Origin of the sequence: Marinobacter sp. F4206 (assembly GCF_019392195.1) — a bacterium.
Classification (GTDB): Bacteria; Pseudomonadota; Gammaproteobacteria; order Pseudomonadales; family Oleiphilaceae; genus Marinobacter.
Window position 1 is genome coordinate 772,688 of record NZ_JAHXKI010000002.1, and the last position, 22,770, is coordinate 795,457.

The 22,770-nt window shown below is 57.4% G+C and carries 24 protein-coding genes; 3 read left to right on the plus strand and 21 right to left on the minus strand.

Going from position 1 to position 22,770, the window contains the following annotated elements; translation table 11 throughout:
• Nucleotides 1–4: 4 nt before the first annotated feature.
• The 4 genes from KZO34_RS05985 to KZO34_RS06000 form a co-directional block, all read right to left on the minus strand.
• Nucleotides 5–367 (minus strand): SpoIIAA family protein, encoded by a 363-nt coding sequence (locus tag KZO34_RS05985; protein WP_219474366.1) that lies wholly within the window; start codon nucleotides 365–367, stop codon nucleotides 5–7.
• A 164-nt stretch (nucleotides 368–531) separates the two neighbouring features.
• A complete protein-coding gene (locus KZO34_RS05990; RefSeq protein ID WP_257900211.1) occupies nucleotides 532–957 on the minus strand; it encodes a DUF4174 domain-containing protein in 426 nt (141 codons plus the stop codon).
• Between the two features lie 587 nt (nucleotides 958–1,544).
• Nucleotides 1,545–2,891: a S41 family peptidase gene (locus tag KZO34_RS05995; RefSeq protein WP_219474372.1), complete on the minus strand. Its 1,347-nt coding sequence runs from the start codon at nucleotides 2,889–2,891 to the stop codon at nucleotides 1,545–1,547.
• A gap of 130 nt (nucleotides 2,892–3,021) precedes the next feature.
• Nucleotides 3,022–3,477, minus strand: a complete 456-nt coding sequence (locus KZO34_RS06000) for a metallophosphoesterase family protein (protein ID WP_219474375.1) — start codon at nucleotides 3,475–3,477, stop codon at nucleotides 3,022–3,024.
• Between the two features lie 148 nt (nucleotides 3,478–3,625).
• Between KZO34_RS06000 and KZO34_RS06005 the strand changes: the two genes are divergently transcribed.
• Complete coding sequence (locus KZO34_RS06005) at nucleotides 3,626–4,048, plus strand: tautomerase family protein (protein ID WP_219474378.1); 423 nt, start codon at nucleotides 3,626–3,628, stop codon at nucleotides 4,046–4,048.
• Nucleotides 4,049–4,107: 59 nt separating this feature from the next.
• On the opposite strand, the gene KZO34_RS06010 is transcribed toward KZO34_RS06005, so the two are convergent.
• The 17 genes from KZO34_RS06010 to urtA form a co-directional block, all read right to left on the minus strand.
• Entirely contained in the window at nucleotides 4,108–4,728 is a 621-nt protein-coding gene (locus KZO34_RS06010) for a hypothetical protein (RefSeq protein ID WP_219474380.1), read from the minus strand.
• Between the two features lie 382 nt (nucleotides 4,729–5,110).
• Nucleotides 5,111–6,145 (minus strand): AAA family ATPase, encoded by a 1,035-nt coding sequence (locus KZO34_RS06015; protein ID WP_219474382.1) that lies wholly within the window; start codon nucleotides 6,143–6,145, stop codon nucleotides 5,111–5,113.
• Nucleotides 6,130–7,695: an ATP-dependent nuclease gene (locus KZO34_RS06020; protein ID WP_219474385.1), complete on the minus strand. Its 1,566-nt coding sequence runs from the start codon at nucleotides 7,693–7,695 to the stop codon at nucleotides 6,130–6,132. Before KZO34_RS06020 ends, KZO34_RS06015 begins: the two co-directional genes overlap by 16 nt.
• A gap of 81 nt (nucleotides 7,696–7,776) precedes the next feature.
• Nucleotides 7,777–8,055, minus strand: coding sequence for a nuclease-related domain-containing protein (locus KZO34_RS06025; protein WP_219474388.1), 279 nt, complete (start codon nucleotides 8,053–8,055; stop codon nucleotides 7,777–7,779).
• Nucleotides 8,056–8,228: 173 nt separating this feature from the next.
• A complete protein-coding gene (locus KZO34_RS06030; RefSeq protein ID WP_219474390.1) occupies nucleotides 8,229–8,414 on the minus strand; it encodes a hypothetical protein in 186 nt (61 codons plus the stop codon).
• Between the two features lie 44 nt (nucleotides 8,415–8,458).
• The gene (gene ureG, locus KZO34_RS06035; protein ID WP_136631683.1) at nucleotides 8,459–9,097 is read right to left on the minus strand and encodes an urease accessory protein UreG; all 639 of its coding nucleotides are present in this window, start codon (nucleotides 9,095–9,097) and stop codon (nucleotides 8,459–8,461) included.
• A 22-nt stretch (nucleotides 9,098–9,119) separates the two neighbouring features.
• Nucleotides 9,120–9,839, minus strand: a complete 720-nt coding sequence (locus KZO34_RS06040) for an urease accessory protein UreF (protein ID WP_219474392.1) — start codon at nucleotides 9,837–9,839, stop codon at nucleotides 9,120–9,122.
• Nucleotides 9,805–10,389, minus strand: a complete 585-nt coding sequence (locus KZO34_RS06045) for an urease accessory protein UreE (RefSeq protein WP_219474394.1) — start codon at nucleotides 10,387–10,389, stop codon at nucleotides 9,805–9,807. The genes KZO34_RS06040 and KZO34_RS06045 overlap by 35 nt, the downstream gene beginning before the upstream one ends.
• A gap of 37 nt (nucleotides 10,390–10,426) precedes the next feature.
• Nucleotides 10,427–12,130 (minus strand): urease subunit alpha, encoded by a 1,704-nt coding sequence (gene ureC, locus KZO34_RS06050; protein ID WP_219474397.1) that lies wholly within the window; start codon nucleotides 12,128–12,130, stop codon nucleotides 10,427–10,429.
• Between the two features lie 145 nt (nucleotides 12,131–12,275).
• Nucleotides 12,276–12,593: an urease subunit beta gene (locus KZO34_RS06055; protein WP_219474401.1), complete on the minus strand. Its 318-nt coding sequence runs from the start codon at nucleotides 12,591–12,593 to the stop codon at nucleotides 12,276–12,278.
• Nucleotides 12,594–12,603: 10 nt separating this feature from the next.
• Complete coding sequence (gene ureA / locus KZO34_RS06060) at nucleotides 12,604–12,906, minus strand: urease subunit gamma (RefSeq protein WP_070964506.1); 303 nt, start codon at nucleotides 12,904–12,906, stop codon at nucleotides 12,604–12,606.
• 29 nt (nucleotides 12,907–12,935) lie between these two features.
• Entirely contained in the window at nucleotides 12,936–13,832 is an 897-nt protein-coding gene (locus tag KZO34_RS06065; protein ID WP_219474404.1) for an urease accessory protein UreD, read from the minus strand.
• On the minus strand, nucleotides 13,829–14,527 hold the full coding sequence (gene urtE, locus KZO34_RS06070) for an urea ABC transporter ATP-binding subunit UrtE (protein WP_219474408.1): 699 nt from the start codon (nucleotides 14,525–14,527) through the stop codon (nucleotides 13,829–13,831). Before urtE ends, KZO34_RS06065 begins: the two co-directional genes overlap by 4 nt.
• Nucleotides 14,527–15,351 carry an urea ABC transporter ATP-binding protein UrtD gene (gene urtD / locus KZO34_RS06075; RefSeq protein WP_219474410.1) on the minus strand — a complete coding sequence of 275 codons (825 nt, stop codon included), beginning with the start codon at nucleotides 15,349–15,351 and terminating at the stop codon, nucleotides 14,527–14,529. Before urtD ends, urtE begins: the two co-directional genes overlap by 1 nt.
• A complete protein-coding gene (urtC, locus tag KZO34_RS06080) occupies nucleotides 15,348–16,472 on the minus strand; it encodes an urea ABC transporter permease subunit UrtC (protein ID WP_219474414.1) in 1,125 nt (374 codons plus the stop codon). Before urtC ends, urtD begins: the two co-directional genes overlap by 4 nt.
• 3 nt (nucleotides 16,473–16,475) lie before the next feature.
• Nucleotides 16,476–18,080, minus strand: coding sequence for an urea ABC transporter permease subunit UrtB (gene urtB / locus KZO34_RS06085; RefSeq protein WP_219474416.1), 1,605 nt, complete (start codon nucleotides 18,078–18,080; stop codon nucleotides 16,476–16,478).
• A gap of 86 nt (nucleotides 18,081–18,166) precedes the next feature.
• Nucleotides 18,167–19,465, minus strand: a complete 1,299-nt coding sequence (urtA, locus tag KZO34_RS06090; protein WP_219474419.1) for an urea ABC transporter substrate-binding protein — start codon at nucleotides 19,463–19,465, stop codon at nucleotides 18,167–18,169.
• Nucleotides 19,466–19,946: 481 nt separating this feature from the next.
• Between urtA and atzF the strand changes: the two genes are divergently transcribed.
• Nucleotides 19,947–21,764, plus strand: a complete 1,818-nt coding sequence (gene atzF, locus KZO34_RS06095) for an allophanate hydrolase (protein ID WP_219474422.1) — start codon at nucleotides 19,947–19,949, stop codon at nucleotides 21,762–21,764.
• Nucleotides 21,765–21,798: 34 nt separating this feature from the next.
• The gene (locus KZO34_RS06100) at nucleotides 21,799–22,518 is read left to right on the plus strand and encodes a GntR family transcriptional regulator (protein ID WP_219474425.1); all 720 of its coding nucleotides are present in this window, start codon (nucleotides 21,799–21,801) and stop codon (nucleotides 22,516–22,518) included.
• Nucleotides 22,519–22,770 lie beyond the last annotated feature (252 nt).

Genomic DNA, 22,770 nt, shown 5'->3' on the forward strand with positions numbered 1-22,770 from the left:
GTTATCACGCCACAATCCATTCCCGCGCCTGAGCCGCTTGATCCGTCGAAAACACGCGTAGATCTCCAGGCATCAGGAAACTGAAAAGCTTCATGGTGTGGCCTATCCAACCCACATCGGTTACCACAGCAAACTTCTCCCAACGATCCCGGTGACCCAAGCCCGCCTTGGTATCTTCCCAGACGGCTCCAGGGGCGATGCCATCAAAATCCGAGGCCGTTTCATAGTAGAGTCGCAACTTGGACTGACCCTCAAGCGCCGTCTCAACAGCGGGCATAAGAACCGACTCGTAATCTTGCTTCGTGACATGGCCATGACAAGCGAACGCCAGTACGTTATCCGGAAAGTCCGTTAACACTTCAATCATCGCCGTTCCCCCTACCTGCAATGGGCCTTACCTCAGTGTAGTCAACTCGGCATGGGATTTTTCAGGGGGCAGATGAAGGGGCTGGAGCTTGTGGTGAGCAGAGAACGGATGCCAAAAGGCAAATTTGCCGGCGGAGCATTGAATCTTATGGTGGTTCCGCAAATTTAATCGCCGGTGCGCATCTCGCGAATGCGCATCGGCATGGCATCGATACGGCGGAAAATAGCGTCAAGGTCGAGGCTGGATTCGCGGCTTTTGATCCCGCCGTCTTTTCCGATCAGCAGCACCCGATCTTCAGAATGGCCCTTTGCGAGCAGTTCGTTGATGTCGTGCTCAACACCACCGGACACCGTTGCCTGATTTGAAACCAGACCCTCCCCGGTGTTCACGAACCAGATAACGTCACGGTCATCGAGTTCGGCGCGGGCATCCCTGAGGATTTCAGCAGCGCCCTCCGTTTCCGACGCTGCCTGAACCAGGATCAGGCGGTTTTTCCATTGATAGTCGCCCAGATTGTTCATCTCCGCTCCGTAAGCCGTTAGCGAAACAAGCACCAGCAGCGTTGCCAAAAACCGGCGGACGTTGTGCAAATCAGATCCTCCGTAACGCATCATCAAGATCCAATTTACGAAATGTTTGGCGCAACGTCTCTCCGGCCAGTCGTGCTTCCCATTGCCTACGTTGTTCCAGCACCGAGTCTTCGGCAGGTACGGAATCGAGAACGGACAATGCATAACTCCGGAGCCATTCACTCTGGTACTCAATCACAAGATCGGACGAAGCCGCAGTACCGGACCCGGAGTAGGCAAAGCAGTGCCGGACATTGCGCCTGAGGCTTTCCCGATTCTGAGCGGTCACGACTGGGCAGTCAAAAGCCATAGCAACAAGCCAGCGCCCCCGAAAAGAAGCACTGCAAAATGGACCGTCAGGTTCTTCTGGATGGTTGGGGCGGGCTTAGCGGTGAAGCTGAAATAATCCTCACCGAACAGCCCTACTCCGCAGCGCTCACAGTAGTTTTTCGAGTAAGAGACCCGGAGCTCAGATGGCTCAAATCTTTTCCGACAGCTGTAACAACTGGGCTTTATCACTTCTTGCTCCGATTTGTCTGGAAACCCGGGCACAATCACCCTGGCCTGTCTTGGCATCAGCGCCCTTTGCTGTATTAATACTTCGACCATCAACCGCCGACCAGCTTAATGACCCGCTCCAGCATCGGGTCTTTGCCTTCCTCGCGCCCTTTTCGGCCGAGGTACTTGAGACGGATGTGTGGCGGGATGCCGACATCTTCGTAGATCTCACCGTCGTAGGCCCGATAGATTTCATTCGACAGGGTCAGGTGCCAGCCATTTGGCAAATGGCGCTCGAGCGTGTCGGAAAGGATGCCCTGGGTAGGCTCGCCTATAAGAGTGAGACGGGGATGCTGCAGCAATGAGAGCACGAAGATTTCTGCGGCACTGGCCGTTAGCTCGCTGGTCAGCACAAACAGGTTGCCCTGGTAAGTCTCATTGACAGGTGTGACATAGACAGACTGCTTTCCGGTGAATCCATTGCCATGACGGGCTGACTTCGTGAACGCCAGCCGTTTGCGATCCATCAGGTACGCTGCAAAGCGCAGTGCGACACCATCGTACCCCCCACCATTATTGCGAAGATCGATCACCAGATTGGGCAGCTCGCCAACATCTGCCAGCACCCGCTTCATCACACTATCGACCGCCCTGAGATCCGCAGCCGGTTTGCCTGACTTGCCGCTTTGCCCGGCCATGGCCCGGATATTCAGGTAACCGATGAGGCCATTAAGCCGCCCCCACTCCACCAGCCGGTTGCCGCCATGGCTAACGGCGCCTGAAAGATAATCTTCATGGATCAAGTCACGCGCCGACTCGTTGATCTCGCCCAGGTAGCTGGTGAGCTCACGGTCATCATTGGCATCTTCAAGTTCCCGTGTCAGCCGCCTGAAGAGCGCCGGCTCGGCACCTGCCCGGTAATGACCCAAGGGTGAATGCAGGCGAATATGGCCATCCTTCAGGGGCCGTAGCATCGCAACCATGATGGCAAAGAGCGTTTCCTGTGATGGGTTCGCGTTAATCTGGGGAAGATAGTGCTGATGCGCCTGGTCCCAGGCCACACCCTTGAGTTCAAACAGGGCGTATTGCTCGTGAAAGGTTCGCCAGAAAACGTCAAAGTTGTATTGCGGATCCTTTGCCTTGTGCCTGTGACTTTCAGTGACACTGGCGGGCAATCCTTTCAGGCGACGGAAGCTGATGCGTGCTACGCCCGTTACCCGATGGGCACTGAACGCCTGGCCACCAGGGGATACCACCAGATCTTCGTAATAGTGATCGAGTTCTTCAATACTGCCCTCATGAATTTTCAGGCAGCTGATGCTGGTTTCTTCAAAAAGGGTGTACCAATCTTCCTCGATCAGCAACACAGTGCCGTAACCCTGGGAACGCCAGACACCCTGCAGGCTTGCAAAATCAGGGCTGGAAAGAGAACTGCCGGGACGTTGGGCGGGTTTCATAGAGGACTCCAGGTCCATTTCTGTTGTTTTCAGACGTCAGGCTACAGTCACACAACCGGGCTTTAGCCCATCGGACTCACGGGCCGCCATGTATTCACAACAGTAAATCTGTCACGGTTTTCCCACCCGATCAAACCGGCAGTTCAATAATCTCACCAACCACGCCCTCTTCACTCACCTCCAGCCGCCCTACCGTGATCGGCAGCGTAAAACGCCGGGGCCCGGCACCACCGGGATTGAAGTAAAGCACGTCGCCAATCCATTCATTGCGGGGTTTGTGGGAATGGCCGGCGATCACCACGCGGTAACGGCCTTGCGGATTGAATTCGAGGGTTTTGACGTCGTGAAGCATGTAAAAGGCGTGGCCGAGAAATTCCAGATCCTGAACATCAGGGAGCGTCGCTGCACGGCCTGCTGTATCGATATTGCCGCGGATAGCAACCAAGGGAGCGATGGCCTGCAGTGCTTCCAGAACCTCATCCCGACCCACGTCACCGGCATGAAGGATCAGATCCGAGCCCTCCAGAGCCTCCAGGGCTTCGGGACGCATCTTGCTGTGGGTGTCTGCGATTACCCCGATTTGCATGTTTACGCCTCGTTCAGTCTCTCAGTCGACCCACCTGGCCCGTGCGCGTGGCCAGGCAGATAAGCGTTGCTATAGTGAAACAAGCCCGCCTCACTCACATAGTGGCGAGATCCAGTGCAAACGTACAACCCATGGCAGGAGTTTCCCCATGCCCACATACACCGTCACGGTCGCGAATCTGTCTCTGTCGCCGCAGCAGAAATCACAGATCGCCGAAGCCATCACAGCCGCCCACAACGCGCAAACCGGCGCTCCCCGGTTCTTTGCCCAGGTTCTGTTTTCTGCGGCCAATAAGGACGACCACTTTGTGGGTGGCAGAGCGAACACCGCGCCTCAGGTGTATGTGCACGGCCTGGTGCGGGAGGGCAGAAGCATCGAGATCAAACAGGCCCTGATGAGCCAGATGCTTGAAGAAATCGCCCACATCGTGGACATCACAGCTGAAGATGTCTGGATCTATCTGCAGGACATTCCGGCCACCCAGATGATCGAGTTTGGGCGGTTTTTGCCAGCGCCGGGAGATGAAGCTGAGTGGGAGAAGGGATGTCTCCAGGAAAGCGGGCCAGCTTAACCAAATAACCGCAATAATAGATCTGAAGCGGTTTTCTGAAACACGTCGACACCTCTTCATCATCCATTTTCATCAAGTTTCTTGTAATAAAGTTCGTCAATGAGCTTTTGCAATGCAGCAGGGTGAACTGGTCGTTTCTTTTGTTTTAGAGTTACCCCAGACTTCCCGGCCCCAAAGATCCCAGAAACTCCCCCTAAAATAAACAACAATGAAAAACCCAAAGTGAACGGGGCCAAAACCAACCCGATTAGCACCATAAAGCATCCATCCTTAACGTCCTCATGCTCATCTTTTAAAGTTTTTAACGCACTTTCATCCAGCACACTGTAGAGGTCATTATCTAAACCAAGCACATCGTGAGTGAACAGTTCAGACTGACCTCGACCACAGAGGGGCTTAGCCGGATCGTTGCTATATCTTCCAAATGCGCGCTGCTTATCAAAATGATCTAGGAGCGTTTGCTCAACGTCCCAAGCATCCGCCCGAAAAGTGAAGAAAAACTCACGCTCAATTAATCTTTCGTCACCTGTATTTCCATACGCCATACGCTCCATCAGGGTCGACTTGCTTGTAAAGCCAACTTTATAAAACGTTCCTTGTGCTGTTCTGAGTCTCGCATAGTAGACATGGCCCGATGGGTCTCGTGGCCTTCTAAACCACCTTTTAAGCTTTTTTAGCATCGATAGGTTTTCCGAAATATTTTTTTTATAAGCCAGCATTGCTAAGCCAAAAAAGAAACTACATCTAACTCATTACCCAGAGTTCACGGAAAACCGGGACAGATCTATTTTTGGCCAGCACCCCGCCCTGTCTAGGCCTTATTATATCCTTGGTTTTGAGCCATAGAATCCATTCCACTTTTCGGCATTTCACAGTTACCGAAGCTCGGGGGGAGGGACCCAAATAAGCACTTGCCGACAAGAGGAGTCGCGAAAATAAATCTGTACCGGTTTCATGTACAAAAAAGAGGAATAGAAAAAAACACAAATCTGTTCAGGTTTTCCTTGGACGACATGACGCAATTGCGCCCTCTTTTTGGCAAAGAAATATCCCTCACATCTTTCATAATTTATATTTTTTTAATTCTTTTTCGTTTACAAAGTACAAATTACCCTTAGCTCTAGTACAGGCCACATAGAGCTTATTCTTAGTAGTCGAGGGCAATTGATCTAGTTTTCCTGAACTAAATGCATGAAACGTTTTTTGATTAAGTACCACACATACATCTTCAAAGTGATCGATCCCCTTAGTGCTTCCCCAGTTTTCAGTATATCCATAGTAGGAACTAGACTTTTGATAAAACAACTTAACTATGGAATTGTTGAAAACGATATCTTCGATCTCCTGACTTTGGTCAACTAGGCGAACATCTACTTCATCTTTACGATGAGACTCAATTTCAATTGCCAATTGATTTTTTACAAAGGAACAGACGCTTGGGCTACATCGGTAACTGTGTGACAGAGACTCAAGGTCTATATAAAAGCCCGCTTTGGATAATTTTTCACAATACTTATCGAAGCAGGCGTGCAAATTTTTTTGAGTATTTCCATCTCTGCTGGTATCAAACGTGTGCTGATAGAAATCGCCCACGAGCTGAATGTCAATGTTTGCGCTAGCCAGTGCGCACAAAAAATTGAAATCATTAGCTGCAAAATCCTGCACTTCATCAATACATACGAGGTCGAAAAAATTCTCTATTCGCTCAACTACTTCGGGGAGAACGTCAAACTCAATTAGAAATTTGGCTATTCTGCTAGAAAGCAATCGACCATTTTTGTCAAAGTAGTGTTCAATCTTATCTTTTCGACTCCGCTGAGAATATTTCGGCAGCGGATAATTAAAATTAATTCCCTTAGATTTTAGCTCGTAACCACACAAAGGTCGAAAGCAAAAAGAATACAAGAAAGTAAAATACGAATAAACCTTAATTCCTTCAGGGATTCTTCCAAATTTTCTTAATACTCTATTTCTTATATTTCTGGTGTTGTTATCCGTATACGTCACGATAAGACATCGGCTGTCTTCCTCAAGCCAGTCAATAATTCTTGATGTTTTACCGGAACCAGCAACTGCGAAGATTACTCGTTTATCCATGCAACGGCCTGCTTAATATATCTTGGGATATCTAGATCATCTGCATGCTGGTCTAAAAGTTTAAATGCTGCCTCAGCCTTATTATCAAGCATAAATTCAAGCGGCGTTTTTTTAATCTTTCCTCCTGAGAACAATTCATCGCAAATAGCCTTATTATCTTGATAAATGCAGACTTCAAATGTATAGCGAGAATTGTCTTCATCTGAGAAAACTCGAACATTACTTGCAACATAATCCACATAATTATCTATGCAATTAGATTGATAATTTCTATCGTTATCTCGAATGACTGCAACTTTTATCCCTAATGCCCTTGCCAATTCTATGTACCTTTTAAAACTGGTTCCACCGACAGAAATTACATGTACGGAGTCTTCCTCAAGGCTTCTATTCGTTTCGCTAGAATATAATGCTTCCAGAAGCATATATTCAGCATCCCCCTCTACAAGGACAACCTTGTCTGAAAGAACAAACTCTAGAATATTGTTGTCAGGGGCCTTCATAAAAAACTTGGCCGTCGATTCTGACAGATCCCTCATAACCAGGGGGTTATCGCTAGAGCTGTTGAGTAGTATCGAATTACGTAAGCCTAGACGCGTACTGATTAGGCTATTATGTGTTGCAATTATTATTTGGTTTTGGTGAGACTCCGATATCTTGGAGATTAACCTCTTCATATTGGAATGGCTCAAATGATTCTCTGGCTCTTCCAGCAACAGAGTATTTATTGACGTCTGATCTTGGATTCTATTTAATGCGAACTCGGTTTTAATGAAGCATTGCTGGCCTTTCCCTCTTTCATCTATCGGAATCTGGTCTTGCAAAAGTGATATATCTGTTTCTAAATTAAATTTTGCGCCAGATTTTACTGAAAAATCATATTCACCTAACCTATCATTCACATCTTTAAGATTATTTTCCTTAAACACAATCTTGTGATTTCGGTATTCATTCTTCAACCTAACTCTAGTTGGATGATCAACTATTGAATCATATATCGACTTTGTATACTCCCTATTGGCATAGTCGCTATTAATTTGCGAGCTATCAATAGTCAAGCAATTTAAGAAACGGCGATATCCAGAATATGCCTCTCCATTAAACGTAATAAATTTTACAATATAATATTCAAAGGGAAAATTTTCGTTTTCCTCAGCGATAACCTGATTTATTTCGGCAGCTAATTCTTCATTCGGCTGACAAATCATGTGCAATCCGCTCAAGCTTTTATTTTCGGAATTGTGCTTCCCAACCAAATCGGGATTTCTATCATCGCTTAAATAAAGCTCGACGTGTATTTCTGGGAGGTTTTCAAAGGATCTATCCGTGGCAAAAAAATTTTCTATAGAAGTTTTATTCAGAATAGATTCAATACCAATAGTCTCTACCTTATTGCGACTACCGCTCGCTACTAACTCTATCGCTTGAAGGATTGAGCTCTTTCCTGCCTCATTGTCACCAATTATCGTATTGGTCTCAGAGTTAAACTCAACCTCAAAGTACCCAAACCTTTTAAAGTTAAATAGCTTTAGCTTTTTAATATACTGCATTGCTCACATCCTCATGAGACACAAAAGTAATACCCAAAAATTTCAGTTCGCCGCATAGTGATTAGACAAAGATCCAGTCTTTCATTTTTTGGTCTCGACCTCGAACTTGCCATACCGGGAGACGATCATATGGTCGATCTGGGTGGTGCCGTCTTCGGTGGGCAGGGTGACGTTTTTGATGAGGTGGTAACGGGTTTTATCGAGGAATAGCTTGGCTGAAAGATTAACCACCGCTTCCCCAGATTTGCCTTTGAACCAAGGCGATTTGATGACCGCCGCAACGAGGAAGAACGGAATCAGATACCAGATGGCCGTTGGAATGGCGTTTTGGAGGGTGTGCAGTAGCTGTGTGTAGTCCATCCGTTATCCTTAACAGCGGCGTAAATCCGTTTCTTATAACTACACACTAGCCTAATCGTAAGGAAACTTCCTACCCGTCGGACGTAAAATTTGGTAACCCCAGTACAAAAAAACCGCCCGAGTTAGGGGCGGCTTTTAGAATCAGCAGCGAACAGATCAGTTGAGGCTTTTCCTCAGTCCCGCCCGTCACGCTTGTGCCGCATCAGCGCATAGATGCCAGCAGCCACGGCCGCACCAGCCGCCAGGAAGTATTCAATATGCACACCATCGCCCAGGGCTTCGTGGCCTGCATGGCCAAAGGCAGCACCTGAAATCAGCAGCAGGCTGGCACTAAGAGTCAGTCGGTTAGTCAGTTTCATGATCGTTTCTCCGTAGTCCGTTTGTATCTCAAAATCCGGTTTCGTTAAGCAGTCTCGGCAAGCTTCTCAGGCCGACGCTCCGGCAACATGCCCCGCTCCAGAATGAAGCTGATGATCGTCTCCAGTCCTACCCCGTCGTACAGGTTGGTGAACACGAAGGGGCGTTCGCCGCGCATTTTCTTGCTGTCCCGCTCCATTACCTCCAGGGAGGCATGCACCTGTTCGGCGATGTCGATCTTGTTGATGATCAGCAGGTCGGACTTGGTGATGCCGGGACCGCCTTTGCGGGGGATCTTGTCGCCGGCGGAGACGTCGATCACGTACAGGGTGAGGTCGCTCAGTTCCGGGCTGAAGGTGGCGGAGAGGTTGTCGCCGCCGGATTCCACCAGTACCAGTTCCAGATCCGGGTGGCGGCGCTGGAGGTCGTCGATGGCTGCCAGGTTCATGGAAGCGTCTTCGCGGATGGCGGTGTGCGGGCAGCCGCCGGTTTCCACGCCGAGGATGCGGTCTGCGGCCAGAGCTTCGTGGCGCAGGAGGAAGTCGGCGTCTTCCCGGGTGTAGATGTCGTTGGTTACGACGGCGATGTCGTAGTGGTCCCGCAGGGCTTTGCACAACTGGCGCAGCAGGGCGGTTTTACCGGAACCAACCGGTCCACCGACTCCAACTCTCAGGCAATGTGTCATGGCAGATCTCCTCAATTGTTATTCAGCTTCTGAAAAGCCGTGAATACTGTGTTTCGTGTAAGGCACTTCCGAGCGCCAGTCCCGGCAGGATGGGCCCGAGTTCGTGATCGTCTCGTTCCAGGGCAGTGTCTACCGCCGCCACCAATTGCGGGCGCAGCCGTTCGATGATGCGTTGCGCGGCGGTGTGCCCCAGGGGCAAGGCTTTGCAGGCTACGGCGAGCTGGTTTTCCAGCCAGGCCCAGGCAAAGCCGAGCAGCGTCTGGCGCACAGGCACAAACCGTTTGTGGGCGGCCCAGGCGAACATGGTGATGTAGCCCGGCTCTTCCGGGATCAGATGTGGCTCCGGCAGCAGCTCGAGGTTGCGCAGCAGGGTGACCAGGGCACCGCCCAGGCGGGTGTCTTCGTCGCTCAGCTCGGCGGTTTCCCGGGTGGCGTGCAGCCAGTCGTTCCAGTGGGCCAGCTTGTCGGCATCGCTTTCCGCCCAGGCGCCCTGCAAACGCGCCAGCAGGGGCAGTTCGCAGCGGCTCAGACCATCTTCCAGCACGCCTTCAACCCACTCGGCCAGTTCGGCTTCGTTGTTCACCCAGCCCAGTTCGAAGGCGCTTTCCAGGCCCTGGGACCAGGCGAAGGCACCGATGGGCAGTGCCGGGCTCACCAGTTGCATCAGGCCCAACAGGGCCAGATCGCCAGCCGGGCCCGCGCCGGCCTCAGTGGGTGTGGGTGTGTTTGTGACTGTGGCCATGGCTATGCCCGTGGTCGTGGTCGTGTGAATGGCCGTTCCCGTGGGAATGGCCGTGGCTGTGACCGTTTCCATGCCCGTTCCCATGAGAGTAGCCGGCCTGGGTGTAGGCACCGGGTTCGGGGTCGAACGGGGCGGTGTGGTGAATCAGCGTGGCGCCGAGACGTTCCGCCAGTTCTTCCAGCACGTGGTCCGGGGTGATGCGCACATAGGCGCCCTTGTCGTCCATGCCGATGGCCAGGGTCACGTGGCGATTGCCCAGGTGGTAGCACAGGCGCGCCAGGGGCTGGCCGTTTTCGATGCGGGCGGTCACCACCTGCTCCTCGGCCGCTCGGACGCGGATGACCTCGCCGGTTTTGGCCTGCAGCAGGTCACCGTCACGCAGTACGGGGCCACGGTCGAGAAACAGGCCCACGTCCACTTTTGTTTGAGTGGTGGCGCGCAGGCGACCTCGGATGCGCAGTTCGTAGGGCAGGATCAGGTTGTCGAGAATCTCGGAGCTCTCGATCCCGGCCGCTTCCTGTTCACTCAGTCGTTTTGTCAGTTCCAACATAGTGTGTTCCTCTCAGAGCAGCCCTGAGCTGTCTTGATTAAAAAAGATGATAACGCTGGGCCAGGGGCAGTTCGGTGGCGGGCTCACAGGTGAGCAGCTCGCCGTCGGCGTGTACTTCGTAGGTTTGCGGGTCCACGGTGATGTGTGGGCAGCCATCGTTCAGTTTCATATCGCTCTTGCGCACCTCGCGCACGCCCTTGCAGGCAGACAGCGGGCTGTCCAACCCGAGCTCTTTACCAATATCGGCGTCCAGGGCGGCCTGGCTCACGAAGGTCAGGCGGGTGGCACTGGCGGCCTTGCCGAAGGCCCCGAACATGGGGCGGTAATGCACAGGCTGGGGCGTGGGGATGGACGCGTTGGCATCGCCCATGGGCGCTGCGGCAATCATCCCGCCCTTGAGGATGGTGGCCGGCTTCACGCCGAAGAACGCCGGGCTCCACAGCACCAGATCCGCCAGCTTGCCCACTTCCACGGAGCCCACTTCGTGCGCAATGCCGTGGGTGATGGCGGGGTTGATGGTGTACTTGGCGATGTAGCGTTTGGCGCGCAGGTTGTCGGCGCCCAGGGCTTCGTCTTCCGGCAGCAGGCCGCGTTGCTGTTTCATCTTGTGGGCGGTCTGCCAGGTGCGGCACACCACTTCGCCCACCCGGCCCATGGCCTGGGAATCGGAGGCGATCATGGAGATCACGCCGAGGTCATGCAGGATGTCTTCCGCGGCAATGGTCTCCCGGCGGATGCGCGAATCCGCGAAGGCGACGTCTTCCGGGATGTTCGGGTCCAGGTGGTGGCACACCATCAGCATGTCGAGGTGTTCGTCGATGGTGTTCACGGTGTAGGGCCGCGTCGGGTTGGTGGAGGACGGCAGCACGTAGTCCTTGGAGCAGGCGGTGATGATGTCCGGTGCGTGGCCGCCGCCGGCGCCTTCAGTGTGGTAGGTGTGGATGCAGCGTTCTTTGAACGCGGCCAGGGTGTCTTCCACGAAGCCGGATTCGTTCAGGGTGTCGGTATGGATGGCCACCTGCACGTCGTACTTGTCCGCCACGGTGAGGCAGTTGTCGATGGAGGCCGGGGTGGTGCCCCAGTCTTCGTGCAGTTTCAGGCCGATGGCGCCGGCTTTGATTTGCAGTTCCAGGGATTCCGGCAGGCTGGCGTTGCCCTTGCCCAGGAAGCCGATGTTCATGGGCATCGAGTCCACGGCCTGGAGCATTTTACCCATGTGCCAGGCGCCCGGGGTGCAGGTGGTGGCGTTGGTGCCGGTGGCCGGGCCGGTGCCGCCGCCGAGCATGGTGGTGATGCCGCTCATCAGCGCTTCTTCGATCTGCTGGGGGCAGATGAAGTGGATGTGGGCGTCGATGCCACCGGCGGTGAGAATTTTGCCTTCACCGGCGATGATTTCGGTGCCGGGGCCGATGACGATGGTTACGTCCGGCTGGGTGTCGGGGTTGCCGGCTTTGCCGATGGCGGCGATGCGGCCTTTCTGGATGCCGACGTCGGCTTTGACGATGCCCCACCAATCCAGAATCAGGGCGTTGGTGATGACGGTGTCCATCACGGAGTCATCGGCGCGCTGGCTTTGTCCCATGCCGTCCCGGATGACTTTGCCGCCGCCGAATTTTACTTCGTCGCCGTAGTGGGTGCTGTCGCTTTCCACTTCGATCCAGAGGTCGGTGTCGCCCAGGCGGACTCGATCACCCACCGTGGGGCCGTACATGTCGGCGTAGGCTTGTCTGGTTATCTTCATTCTATTCCCTCATGTTCTGGTGCCTGGGCCGGTCGAGACATCCCTTCCGGGAAACGCTCCTGGCGGCACATCCATGTGGCGCTTGGGCTCCGCCATCCATGGCTTCGCACATTCCCGGAAAGCTCTACCCGACCGACCCTGCTAGTCATTTCGTGGAGTCCAACTTGCCCATTACTTCGGCTCGGAAACCGTAGATTTCGCGGCTGCCGCTGAATGGAATCAGCGTTACTTCGCGGCTTTGGCCAGGTTCGAAGCGGATGGCGGTACCGGCGGCCACATCCAGTCGGTAGCCCCTGGCCTTGGCGCGGTCAAAATCGAGAGCGGGATTGGCTTCGGCGAAGTGGTAGTGGGAGCCGATCTGGACCGGGCGGTCGCCGGTGTTGGCGACTTCAATCTGGATGCGCTCGCGGCCTTCGCAGAGTTCGATGTCGCCGTCTTTCAAATCGTATTCACCGGGGATCATGGCGCGCTCCTTAGACAATCGGGTTGTGGACGGTGACGAGCTTGGTGCCGTCCGGGAAGGTGGCTTCCACCTGCACTTCGTCGACCATTTCGGCGATGCCGTCCATCACGTCGTCGCGGGTGAGGATTTCGGTGCCGGCGGTCATGAGCTCGGCCACGGTGCGCCCTTCCCTCGCCCCTTCCATGATTTCGGCACTGATGAGGGCGACGGCTTCGGGGTAATTGAGCTTCAACCCCTTGGCTTTGCGGCGTTCAGCCAGCAGGGCTGCGGTGAACAGCAGCAGTTTGTCTTTGTCTCTGGGCGTTAATTCCATCGGTTATCGCTCCGTTAATCGCATATCGTTCAGGTCAGCCAGATTCTTGGAATGCTGGCAGGCTGACCGGTGAGTCTTGGTCTGAGCAGTTCCCAGGCTTGCTGGCATATCGCCCAGGCTTCGTTTCGTTCCTGCCCCAGGTAGCGCAGCAGCACCACGCCGCGACGGCGGGTGACCGCCCAGCGGTGGTTGGCGGGCAGGGTTTCCCGGAGTTCTTCGATGGCGGCGGCTTCGTCGTCCAGGCCGACCACCCACAAGGTGGCCTGGACGGTGGCGCCGCCCTGGCCCCAGTGGCCTTTGAATCTGGGGTGGTTCGGGTCCATGGGCTGGCGTTCCAGCCACAGTGGGCGGCCGTCCATCAGCAGGCGGAATTTCTGTTCCAGGTGGCCGGAGACGAACGGCAGTTGGCTGGCCGGGCGACCGAGGGCGAGGATTTCCCAGCCGATGCATTTGGCGCCGGTGGCCAGTTCGATGGTGGTGCTCTGTTCGCCCCGGGAGCCGTCGAAGGCGAGGGTTTCCTGGGGCAGGTATTCGAGGATGCCGCCCTTCTCCACGCTCAATTGAGTGTGCTGGGCCCAGGCGACGCCGTGGCTGTCGGCCTTGTAGAGTTTGGCGGCGGCCGGGGTGGTCAGCAGGGTGTGAGCGCCCTCACCGACCCGGGCCTGGATGCTCAGGGCATCGCCGCTGACCAGTCCGCCCGGTGGGTGCAGCAGGTACACGTGGCAGCAGCCGTTGCGGCCTTCCGGGTAGAACGGGCGCTGGACCCGCAGCGGCCCCTGATGACGCACGTGGGTCATGCGGGTGGCGGTTTTCTCGCCATCCGGGCGGGCGTTGAAGCCCAGCGAGATCGACGCCGCCCAGCGCCGGCCTTCGTCGAAGCGGTGGCCGGAGTCGTTGGCGGCAGGCAATGGCTGAAAGACCGTCATACCGTCAGGTGCTTCTTGATCAGGTCATCGGTCAGTTCCGCGATTTCACCCTCGGCGACGCGGCGGCCGCGGTCGAGGATGGCGAAGCGGTCGGCGTACTTGCGGGCGAACGGGAGCTTCTGTTCCACCAGCAACACGGTGAGGCCGTCTTCCTGGATCAGCCGCTGAATGACCTCGCCAATCTGGGCCACGATGTTGGGCTGGATGCCCTCGCCCGGCTCATCCAGAATCAGCAGGCGCGGTTCGATCACCAGCGCCCGGCCGATGGCCAGTTGCTGTTGCTGGCCGCCGGAGAGGTCGCCGCCCCGGCGGTGGCGCATTTCTTTGAGCACCGGGAAGAGTTCGTAGACCCGCTCGGGGATTTTCTTGCTGCCGTCGGCGCGCACGGCCAGGCCGGTGCGCAGGTTTTCTTCCACGGTCAGCAGCGGGAAGATCTGCCGGCCCTGGGGCACGTAGCCGATGCCGAGGCGGGAGCGGTCTTCGATTTTCTTTTTGGTCAGTTCCACGTCCTGGCCGAATTCGATGGAGCCGCTTTTTACGGTTTCCTCACCCATGATGCATTTCATCAGGGTGGTCTTGCCCACGCCGTTGCGGCCCATCACGCAGGTGCACTGGCCCTGGGGCACGTCCAGGTCCAGATCCCAGAGGGTGTGGCTTTCGCCGTAGAACTGGTTCAGTTTGTCGATCTTCAGCATCACGCCTCCTCCCCGAGATACACCTTGATCACTTCCGGGTCGTTGGCGACCTGGTCCATGGAGCCTTCCGCCAGCACGCTGCCCTGGTGCAGCACGGTGACCTTGCGGGCGATGGAGCGCACGAAGCCCATGTCGTGCTCCACCACAACCACGGACTGCTTGCCCGCGAGGCTGGTGAGCAGCTCGGCGGTGCGTTCCATTTCCTGTTCGGTCATGCCGGCGACCGGCTCGTCCACCAGCAGCAGGCGCGGCTTCTGCATCAGCAGCATGCCGATCTCCAGCCACTGTTTCTGGCCGTGGGAGAGGATGCCGGCCAGGGCGTCACGCAACTCCTTGAGGCCGATCATTTCCAGCACTTCGTCGATGCGGTCCCGGAATTCCGGTTTCATGATCGCGGTGAGCGTGGGGAACACGCGCTTGTCCGCCGCCATGGCCAGTTCCAGGTTTTCGAACACGGTGAGGGCTTCGAACACCGTGGGCTTCTGGAACTTGCGGCCGATGCCGAGGGAGGCGATGTCTGGCTCGTTCATGGTGAGCAGGTTGTGGCGGCTGCCGAACCACACCGAGCCAGTGTCCGGGCGGGTCTTGCCGGTGATGATGTCCATCATGGTGGTCTTGCCCGCGCCGTTGGGGCCGATGATGCAGCGCAGCTCGCCGTCGTCAATGGTGAGGTTGAGGTTGTTGATGGCCTTGAAGCCGTCGAAGCTCACGTTCACGTCGTCCAGATACAGGATCGGGCCGTGGCGGACGTCTACCGGCGACTGCACCTGGGTGAGAAACTCGAACACGTGTTCCCGGTCACTCAGCTCCTGAAAAATGCTCATGCGGTGGACTCCTGCGCGGCGGGTGTGTGGCTGGTGTCATCGGCTTTCTTTTTACGGAACAGCAAGCCGGCGATGCCCTTGGGCAGGAACACGGTGACCAGTACGAACAGGCCGCCGAGGGCGAACAGCCAGGCGTCCGGCATGATGCCGGTGAACACCGTCTTGGCGTAGTTCACCAGCAGCGCGCCGATCACCGCGCCGTACAGGGTCGCGCGGCCGCCGAGGGCCACCCACACCACGATCTCGATGGAGAACAGCGGCGAGAATTCACTGGGGTTGATGATGCCCACCTGGGGCACGTAGAGCGCACCGGCCACGCCCGCGAGCATGGCGGAGACCACGAACACGAACAGCTGCACCCGTTCCACCCGGTAGCCCAGGAAGCGGGTACGGGCCTCGGCATCGCGGCAGGCGACGCTCACCCGCCCAAGCTTGCTGGTGACAATGCCCCGGCAAACCACGTAGCCAATGGCCAGGGCGATGCCCGTGGCGATGAACAGGCCGAGCCGGGTGGCGTCGGTGCGCAGGTCAAAGCCGAGGATGTCCTTGAAATCGGTCAGGCCGTTGTTGCCGCCAAAGCCCATTTCGTTGCGGAAGAACGCCAGCATCAGCGCAAAGGTGAGCGCCTGGGTGATGATGGAGAGGTACACCCCGGTGACCCGCGAGCGGAAGGCCAGGAAGCCGAACACCAGGGCCAGGATGCCCGGCGCCAGCAGCACCATCACGAAAGCGAACCAGGCCATGTCGAAGCCGTGCCAGTACCAGGGCAGCTCCTGCCAGTTCAGGAACACCATGAAGTCCGGCAGGATCGGGTCGCCGTAGACGCCGCGATCGCCGATCTGGCGCATCAGATACATGCCCATGGCGTAACCGCCGAGGGCAAAGAAGGCACCGTGGCCCAGGCTGAGGATACCGAGGTAACCCCAGACCAGGTCCACCGCCACCGCCAGCAGGGCGTAACACAGGTATTTACCCAGCAGGGTGACCGTGTAGGAGCTGACGTACAGGGCGCTGTCCTGCGGCATGAACACGTGCAGCGCACTTACAACGACCAGGGCGGTGAACAGCACGCCCAGGAAAATCTGAGTGGACCGTTCCTGCAAGGGTCTCGTTAACCACATACCTCAACCCTCCGCGGCTCGGCCTTTCTGGGGGAAGAGCCCCTTCGGCCGTTTCTGGATGAACAGGATGATCAAGACCAGCACCAGGATCTTGGCAAGCACGGCACCCGCCCAGGGTTCCAGCAGCTGGTTGATGGTGCCCAGGGACAGGCCCGCCAGCAGGGTGCCCCAGAGGTTACCCACGCCGCCGAACACCACCACCATGAACGAATCGATGATGTAGCTCTGGCCCAGGTTGGGGCCCACGTTGGTGATCTGGGACAGCGCGACACCGGCCAGGCCGGCCACGCCGGAGCCCAGGCCGAAGGTCAGGATGTCCACCTTGGTGGCCTTGATGCCCATGGAGCGGGCCATGGCCCGGTTCTGGGTGACGGCGCGGACTTCCAGGCCGAGGCGGGTCTTGCGCATGATCAGCATGAGGCCGGCGAACACCACCAGGGCGAAGCCGATCACGTACATGCGGTTGAGGGTGAGCGACAGCGCTTCGTTGATCATCACCGAGCCACTCATCCAGTCCGGAGTAATCACGGTGCGGTTCAACGGTGAAATCACCGTGCGCACCAGTTGTTGCAGGATCAGGCTGACGCCGAAGGTGGCCAGCAGGGTTTCCAGCGGGCGGCCCTTGAGGTGCTGGATCACGCTGCGCTCGATGGCGATGCCGGCCAGCGCCGCTACCAGGAAACCGGCGGGAATGGACAGCACCAGCGCCAAACCGGGCTGGCCCGGCAGCAGTTGCTGCATGCCCCAGGTGGTGTAGGCGCCGAGCATGATCAGCTCGCCGTGGGCCATGTTGATCACGCCCATTACGCCGAAGGTGATGGCCAGGCCGATGGCGGCCAGTACCAGCACCGAGCCGAGGGAGAGCCCGAAGTAGAGGGTCTCGGCGGCGCGGTTCAGTTTCAGTTTCTGTTCGATGCTTTTCATCGCGGTTTGCGCGGCCGAGACCAGCTGCGGGTCGTCGCTGCGCATGGCCTGTTGGAGTGCCGCGCGGGCTTCGGAGTTGAGGCTGCCGGAGAGGGTGGCCACGGCGGCCACATCGCCCTGCTCTTCCACGCGGTAAATGGCCAGCGCTTCGGTCAGGGCCGCCTGAACCGACTCGCTCTCTTCGGCGTCAATCAGTTCCGGCAAGCGCTCGGCCAGGGTGTCGTCCACGCTGCCTTTGAGGGCGCGGGCGGCGGATAAACGGTTGTCCTCATCGGGACTCTTGAGATCGATCACCGACAGGATGCCTTCCAGCTCATTACGCAGGGCGTTGTTGACGCGGATGGTGTCGATGTCGCGGCGGGAGACTTCGCCGAGGTTTTCGCGGGTGAGCGCACTTTCCACGGTCCAGTCACGGCCGCGGTTTTCCAGCACGATGATGAACTGGCCGCTGGATTCGATGCGGCCCAACTTATTGCTGGCAAAGGCTTCGAGCCAGCCCCGGGCGCGGTCATCGCCACTCTCGGCGATGCGGTTAACAACCGCTTTTTTTTCCTTGAAGGAAGATTCCGCCAGGGCGGTGAGCAGTTGCTGTGCTTCCGTGTCTTCCACCTGGGCCTGCGTGAGGGCGGGCCAGAGCAGAAAACAGACGAGCAGAAGCTGACTGAGCGATCGGAGGATGCCCATGGTTGCGTCCTGTCCTTGAAATTAGATGGGTTGCCAGTTGAAGGCGGGCGGGGAGTATTTACCCCGCCCGCAGGCTCAGTCAGCCCTTACTCGGAAGCAACTTCTGCCTTGCCGCCACAGGTACCGGAAACCACGTTGAAGTTTCCGCAGAACAGCGGCTTGCGCCAGTCACTGATCAGGTCCTTGGAACCCGGCAGGAAGTCAGACCAGGCATCGCCAGCCACGGTGGACGGGGTCTCCCAGACCACGGAGAACTGACCGTTGTCCTGGATCTCGCCAATCAGCACCGGCTTGGTGATGTGGTGGTTGGGCATCATGGTGGCGTAGCCGCCGGTGAGGTTGGGCACGCTCACACCGATGATGGCATCTTTCACCGCGTCCACATCGACCGTTCCGGCTTTCTTGACCGCCTCGACGTACATGTTGAAGCCAATGTAGTGCGCTTCCATCGGATCGTTGGTGACGGCATCTTCCTGGCCGGTGTACTCAACCCAGGCATCGATGAAGTCGTAGTTGGCGTCGGAATCCACGCTCATGAAGTAGTTCCAGGCGGCCAGGTGGCCAACCAGAGGACCGGTGTCGATACCGGACAGCTCCTGCTCACCCACGGAGAAGGCCACCACCGGGATGTCGGCGGCATCGATGCCCTGGTTACCCAGCTCGCGGTAGAACGGCACGTTGGCATCACCGTTGATGGTGGAGACCACGGCGGTCTTCTTGCCGGCGCTGCCGAACTTCTTGATGTCGGACACGATGGACTGCCAGTTGGAGTGACCGAACGGCGTGTAGTTGATCATGATGTCGTCGGCGGCCACGCCCTTGTCCTTGAGGTAGGTCTCGAGGATCTTGTTGGTGGTGCGCGGGTAGACGTAGTCGGTACCGGCCAGTACCCAGCGCTCAACGCCGATGTCGTTCATCAGGTAATCCACCGCCGGAATGGCCTGCTGGTTGGGCGCGGCACCAGTGTAGAAAACGTTCTCGGAGGATTCTTCACCCTCGTACTGGACCGGGTAGAACAGAAGGCCGTTCAGCTCTTCCACCACCGGCAGTACGGACTTGCGGGATACCGAGGTCCAGTTGCCAAAGATCACGTCCACTTCTTCTTTCGCCAGAAGCTCGCGGGCTTTCTCGGCAAACAGCGGCCAGTTCGAAGCCGGGTCAACCACCACCGGCTCCAGCTGACGGCCCAATACGCCGCCGGCTTCGTTCTGTTTTTCGATCAGCATCAGCATGGTGTCTTTCAGGGTGGACTCACTGATGGCCATGGTGCCGGAGAGGGAATGCAGGATACCGACCTTGATGGGATCTTCCGCAGCAACGGAGTTAAAGGAGATGGAAAGCGCCAGTGCAGAGAGACCCAGTTTCACGTGTTTTTTGATGCTCATTTCGTCATCCTTTTCGATTGTAGTGGGGTTGCGCAGTTCGTCTGTAACGCACCCCTGCTCTGCATTAGCTGTTCCAGACCCACAACATTTCAAATATTTTCAGTTACTTAAGTAGTATACAAGGCGGTGTCGGCTGCCTTTACGCCCCATTCGGATGCACCAAAACATGAGATACGGGTGCATGTTCGCCCCTTCCTGGTGCGCGCCACCCCATAAGCATCTAACTTTCAATATATTTATCAATTACTTGACCAGATGACCACAGATCAAACGCACCAAAAAACCCTCAGTTAGCATACTCATTAAATATCGTTGTTTTGGTGCCTGCGCCCCGTTCCAGTGCGCACTCTTGCCGTTACCGGAACAGCTACGCCACGAATAACTGACTGAAAAACAAACACATCCAGGGTTTATCCAGGGGTGGCACGGGCCTTGCCAATCAGGTTGTATACAAGTTCACAACCCACATGAGGACCCCACCGTGTCGACAACAGGCTGGACCATTAATGACTGGAAACGGGCATACCACGATGGCGCAACTCCGGAGTCCCTGATCGGGGCCTTGCTGGATAGTCTCGATACCGGTGATAACGCCTGGATAGCCCGACTGGACCGGAATGGACTGACCAAAGCGCTGACGACACTCGACGCTCTTGTTGCGGCCGCCGGAGGCGATAAAAGCGCACTGCCGCTGTACGGCATTCCCGTAGCGGTGAAGGACAACATCGACGTGGCCGGCTTCGAGACCACCGCAGCCTGCCCGGAATTCGCCTATCGCCCCGAAACCGACGCCACCACGGTCGCCAGGCTCAAGGCCGCTGGCGCCATTGTCATTGGCAAGACCAATCTGGACCAGTTTGCCACCGGCCTGGTGGGCACACGGTCCCCTTATGGCGCCGTGGCCAACAGCTTCAAGCCCGAGGTGATCAGCGGCGGGTCCAGCTCCGGCTCGGCCTCGGTGGTGGCCCGGGGGCTGGTACCCTTTGCCCTCGGGACCGACACCGCCGGGTCCGGTCGCGTACCGGCCGGCCTGAACAACCTGGTCGGCCTCAAGCCCACCAAGGGGTTGTTCAGCATCAAGGGCGTCGTGCCAGCATGCCGCTCGCTCGACTGCGTCTCGGTGTTTGCGCTGACGGTGAACGATGCCGGCGACGTGGCCGAGGTGCTGTCGGGCTTTGATCCGGACGACGCGTTCTCTCGCAACCTGCCGGAAAGCCTGCCCCTGAATGCCCCGGCGATCCGCCGGCCGGGCCCGATACGGCGGCTGGCAGTCCCGGAGCACCCGAACTGGTTCGGGGATCAGCAGGCCGAGGCCGCCTGGCACACCGCCCTTGGCCAGTGGCGACTGCAGGATATCGAGCTGGTGCCCATGGATTTCAGCCCGATGCTGGAGCTGGCCGCGCTGTTGTACGAAGGCCCCTGGGTGGCGGAACGCAAGGCCGCCGTGGAGGACTTCATGGCCAGCCACCGCGACGCCATGAACCCGGTAGTAAGGGGCATCATCAACAACGCCGACCGGTTTGATGCCACCCAGACCTTCAAGGCCCAGTACCGCAAGGAGGAACTGCTGCGCCACATTGATGACCTGCTCGCCGAGGTGGACGGGCTTCTGGTGCCCACGGCCCCGACCGCGCCCACCATTGACGCCGTGAATGCCGACCCGGTGGTTCTCAACAGTCAGCTGGGCACCTGGACCAATTTTGTAAACCTGGCCGACCTCAGTGCCCTCGCAGTGCCCGCGGGCTTCCGCGACGATGGCCTGCCCTTTGGCGTTACCCTGGTCAGTGGCGCCTGGAAGGACCGGGAACTGCAGCACCTCGCCTGTCAGTGGCTCAACGCCAACCCGACGCCTCTCGGTGCCACCGGCATAACCCGGCCCGAAGCGCATCCGGCAACCGGCAGCTCCACGCCTCTGATCCAGGTCGCGGTGGTCGGCGCCCACCTCACCGGGATGCCCCTGAACCCGCAACTGACCGACCGCCATGCGGTGCTGCTGGAACACACCACCACGGCGAACGCCTATCGCCTTTTCGCCCTGGCGGGTACCACGCCGCCCAAGCCCGGCCTGAAACGGGTGGCCCAAGGCGAGGGTCGCGACATCATCGTTGAAGTCTGGGAAATGACACCGGCGGCTTTCGGCTCCTTTATCGACCTGATTCCGCCGCCGCTGGGCATCGGTAACGTCGAGCTGGCCGACGGCCGGTGGGTAAAAGGCTTCATCTGCGAGGGTTACGCCCTGGAGTCGGCCCGGGACATCACCGAGTTTGGCGGCTGGCGGGCGTTTATGGACGCCTCCTGAGCGACAGGGCCCCACAATACGGAGCAAGCATCCTATGGGTGAACAACCCTCCCGCAGAAAGGCGAGCATGTCGGACCAGGTGTACGACAGCCTGAAAACCGACATCTTCGAATTTCGCCTGCTGCCCGGCGACAAATTCAGCGAGGGTGATATCGCAACCCGGCTGCGTGCCAGCCGGACACCGGTTCGGGAAGCGCTGTACCGGCTTCAGCGGGAGGGCTACGTTGAGGTGATGTTTCGCAGCGGCTGGCAGGTAAAGCCACTGGATTCCGAGCTGATCGAAGAGCTCTACGATCTGCGCATCACCCTGGAAAAAGCCGCCATCGACAAACTCTGTGCCCAGGCCGAACAACCCCAGGTGCTGCGTGCACTGACCGCCATCTGGAACCCGGACCACCCCTCCGAGCGCGCGGTGGGTAGCACCCTGCGGGCGCTGGATGAAAGCTTCCACTGTGACCTGGTGGCTGCCGCCGGAAACCGGGAGATGACCCGCATCCATCAGGAAATCACCGACCGCCTGCGCATCATCCGGCGGCTGGATTTCACCCGTGAAGACCGAATGAACGACACCTATGCCGAACACGCGGCCATTCTGGAGGCGCTCCGAAATGACCGGCCTCAGGCGGCCAAGGAACGACTGAGCCAGCATATTCGAAGCAGCCAGCGTGCCGTTCGTGAAATCACCATGGAGCGGATTCGTGAGGCTGCGGCCGAGCACCGGCGTGGCGACGCCATCTCGCCCCGAGGCGCATGAATACTGAATTCCCGTTCACTTTTGTCGTCGTCGAAGCGCTTACATCCCCGTAGGATATATCGCACAGATCCCGGAGCGATTCTCCGGTTTTGCGCCCGCGCGCCCTCGATAGAATGGGAAGTGTCAGGGATGACAAGCCAGCAAGGAACGTTGGCTCATGGAAGATAACTCCAGGGATTTGGAGTTGCCCTACGGATCAGGGCGTACATGGAAGATCGCACGGATGAAGTGCTCAGGATGGGCACGCGGCCT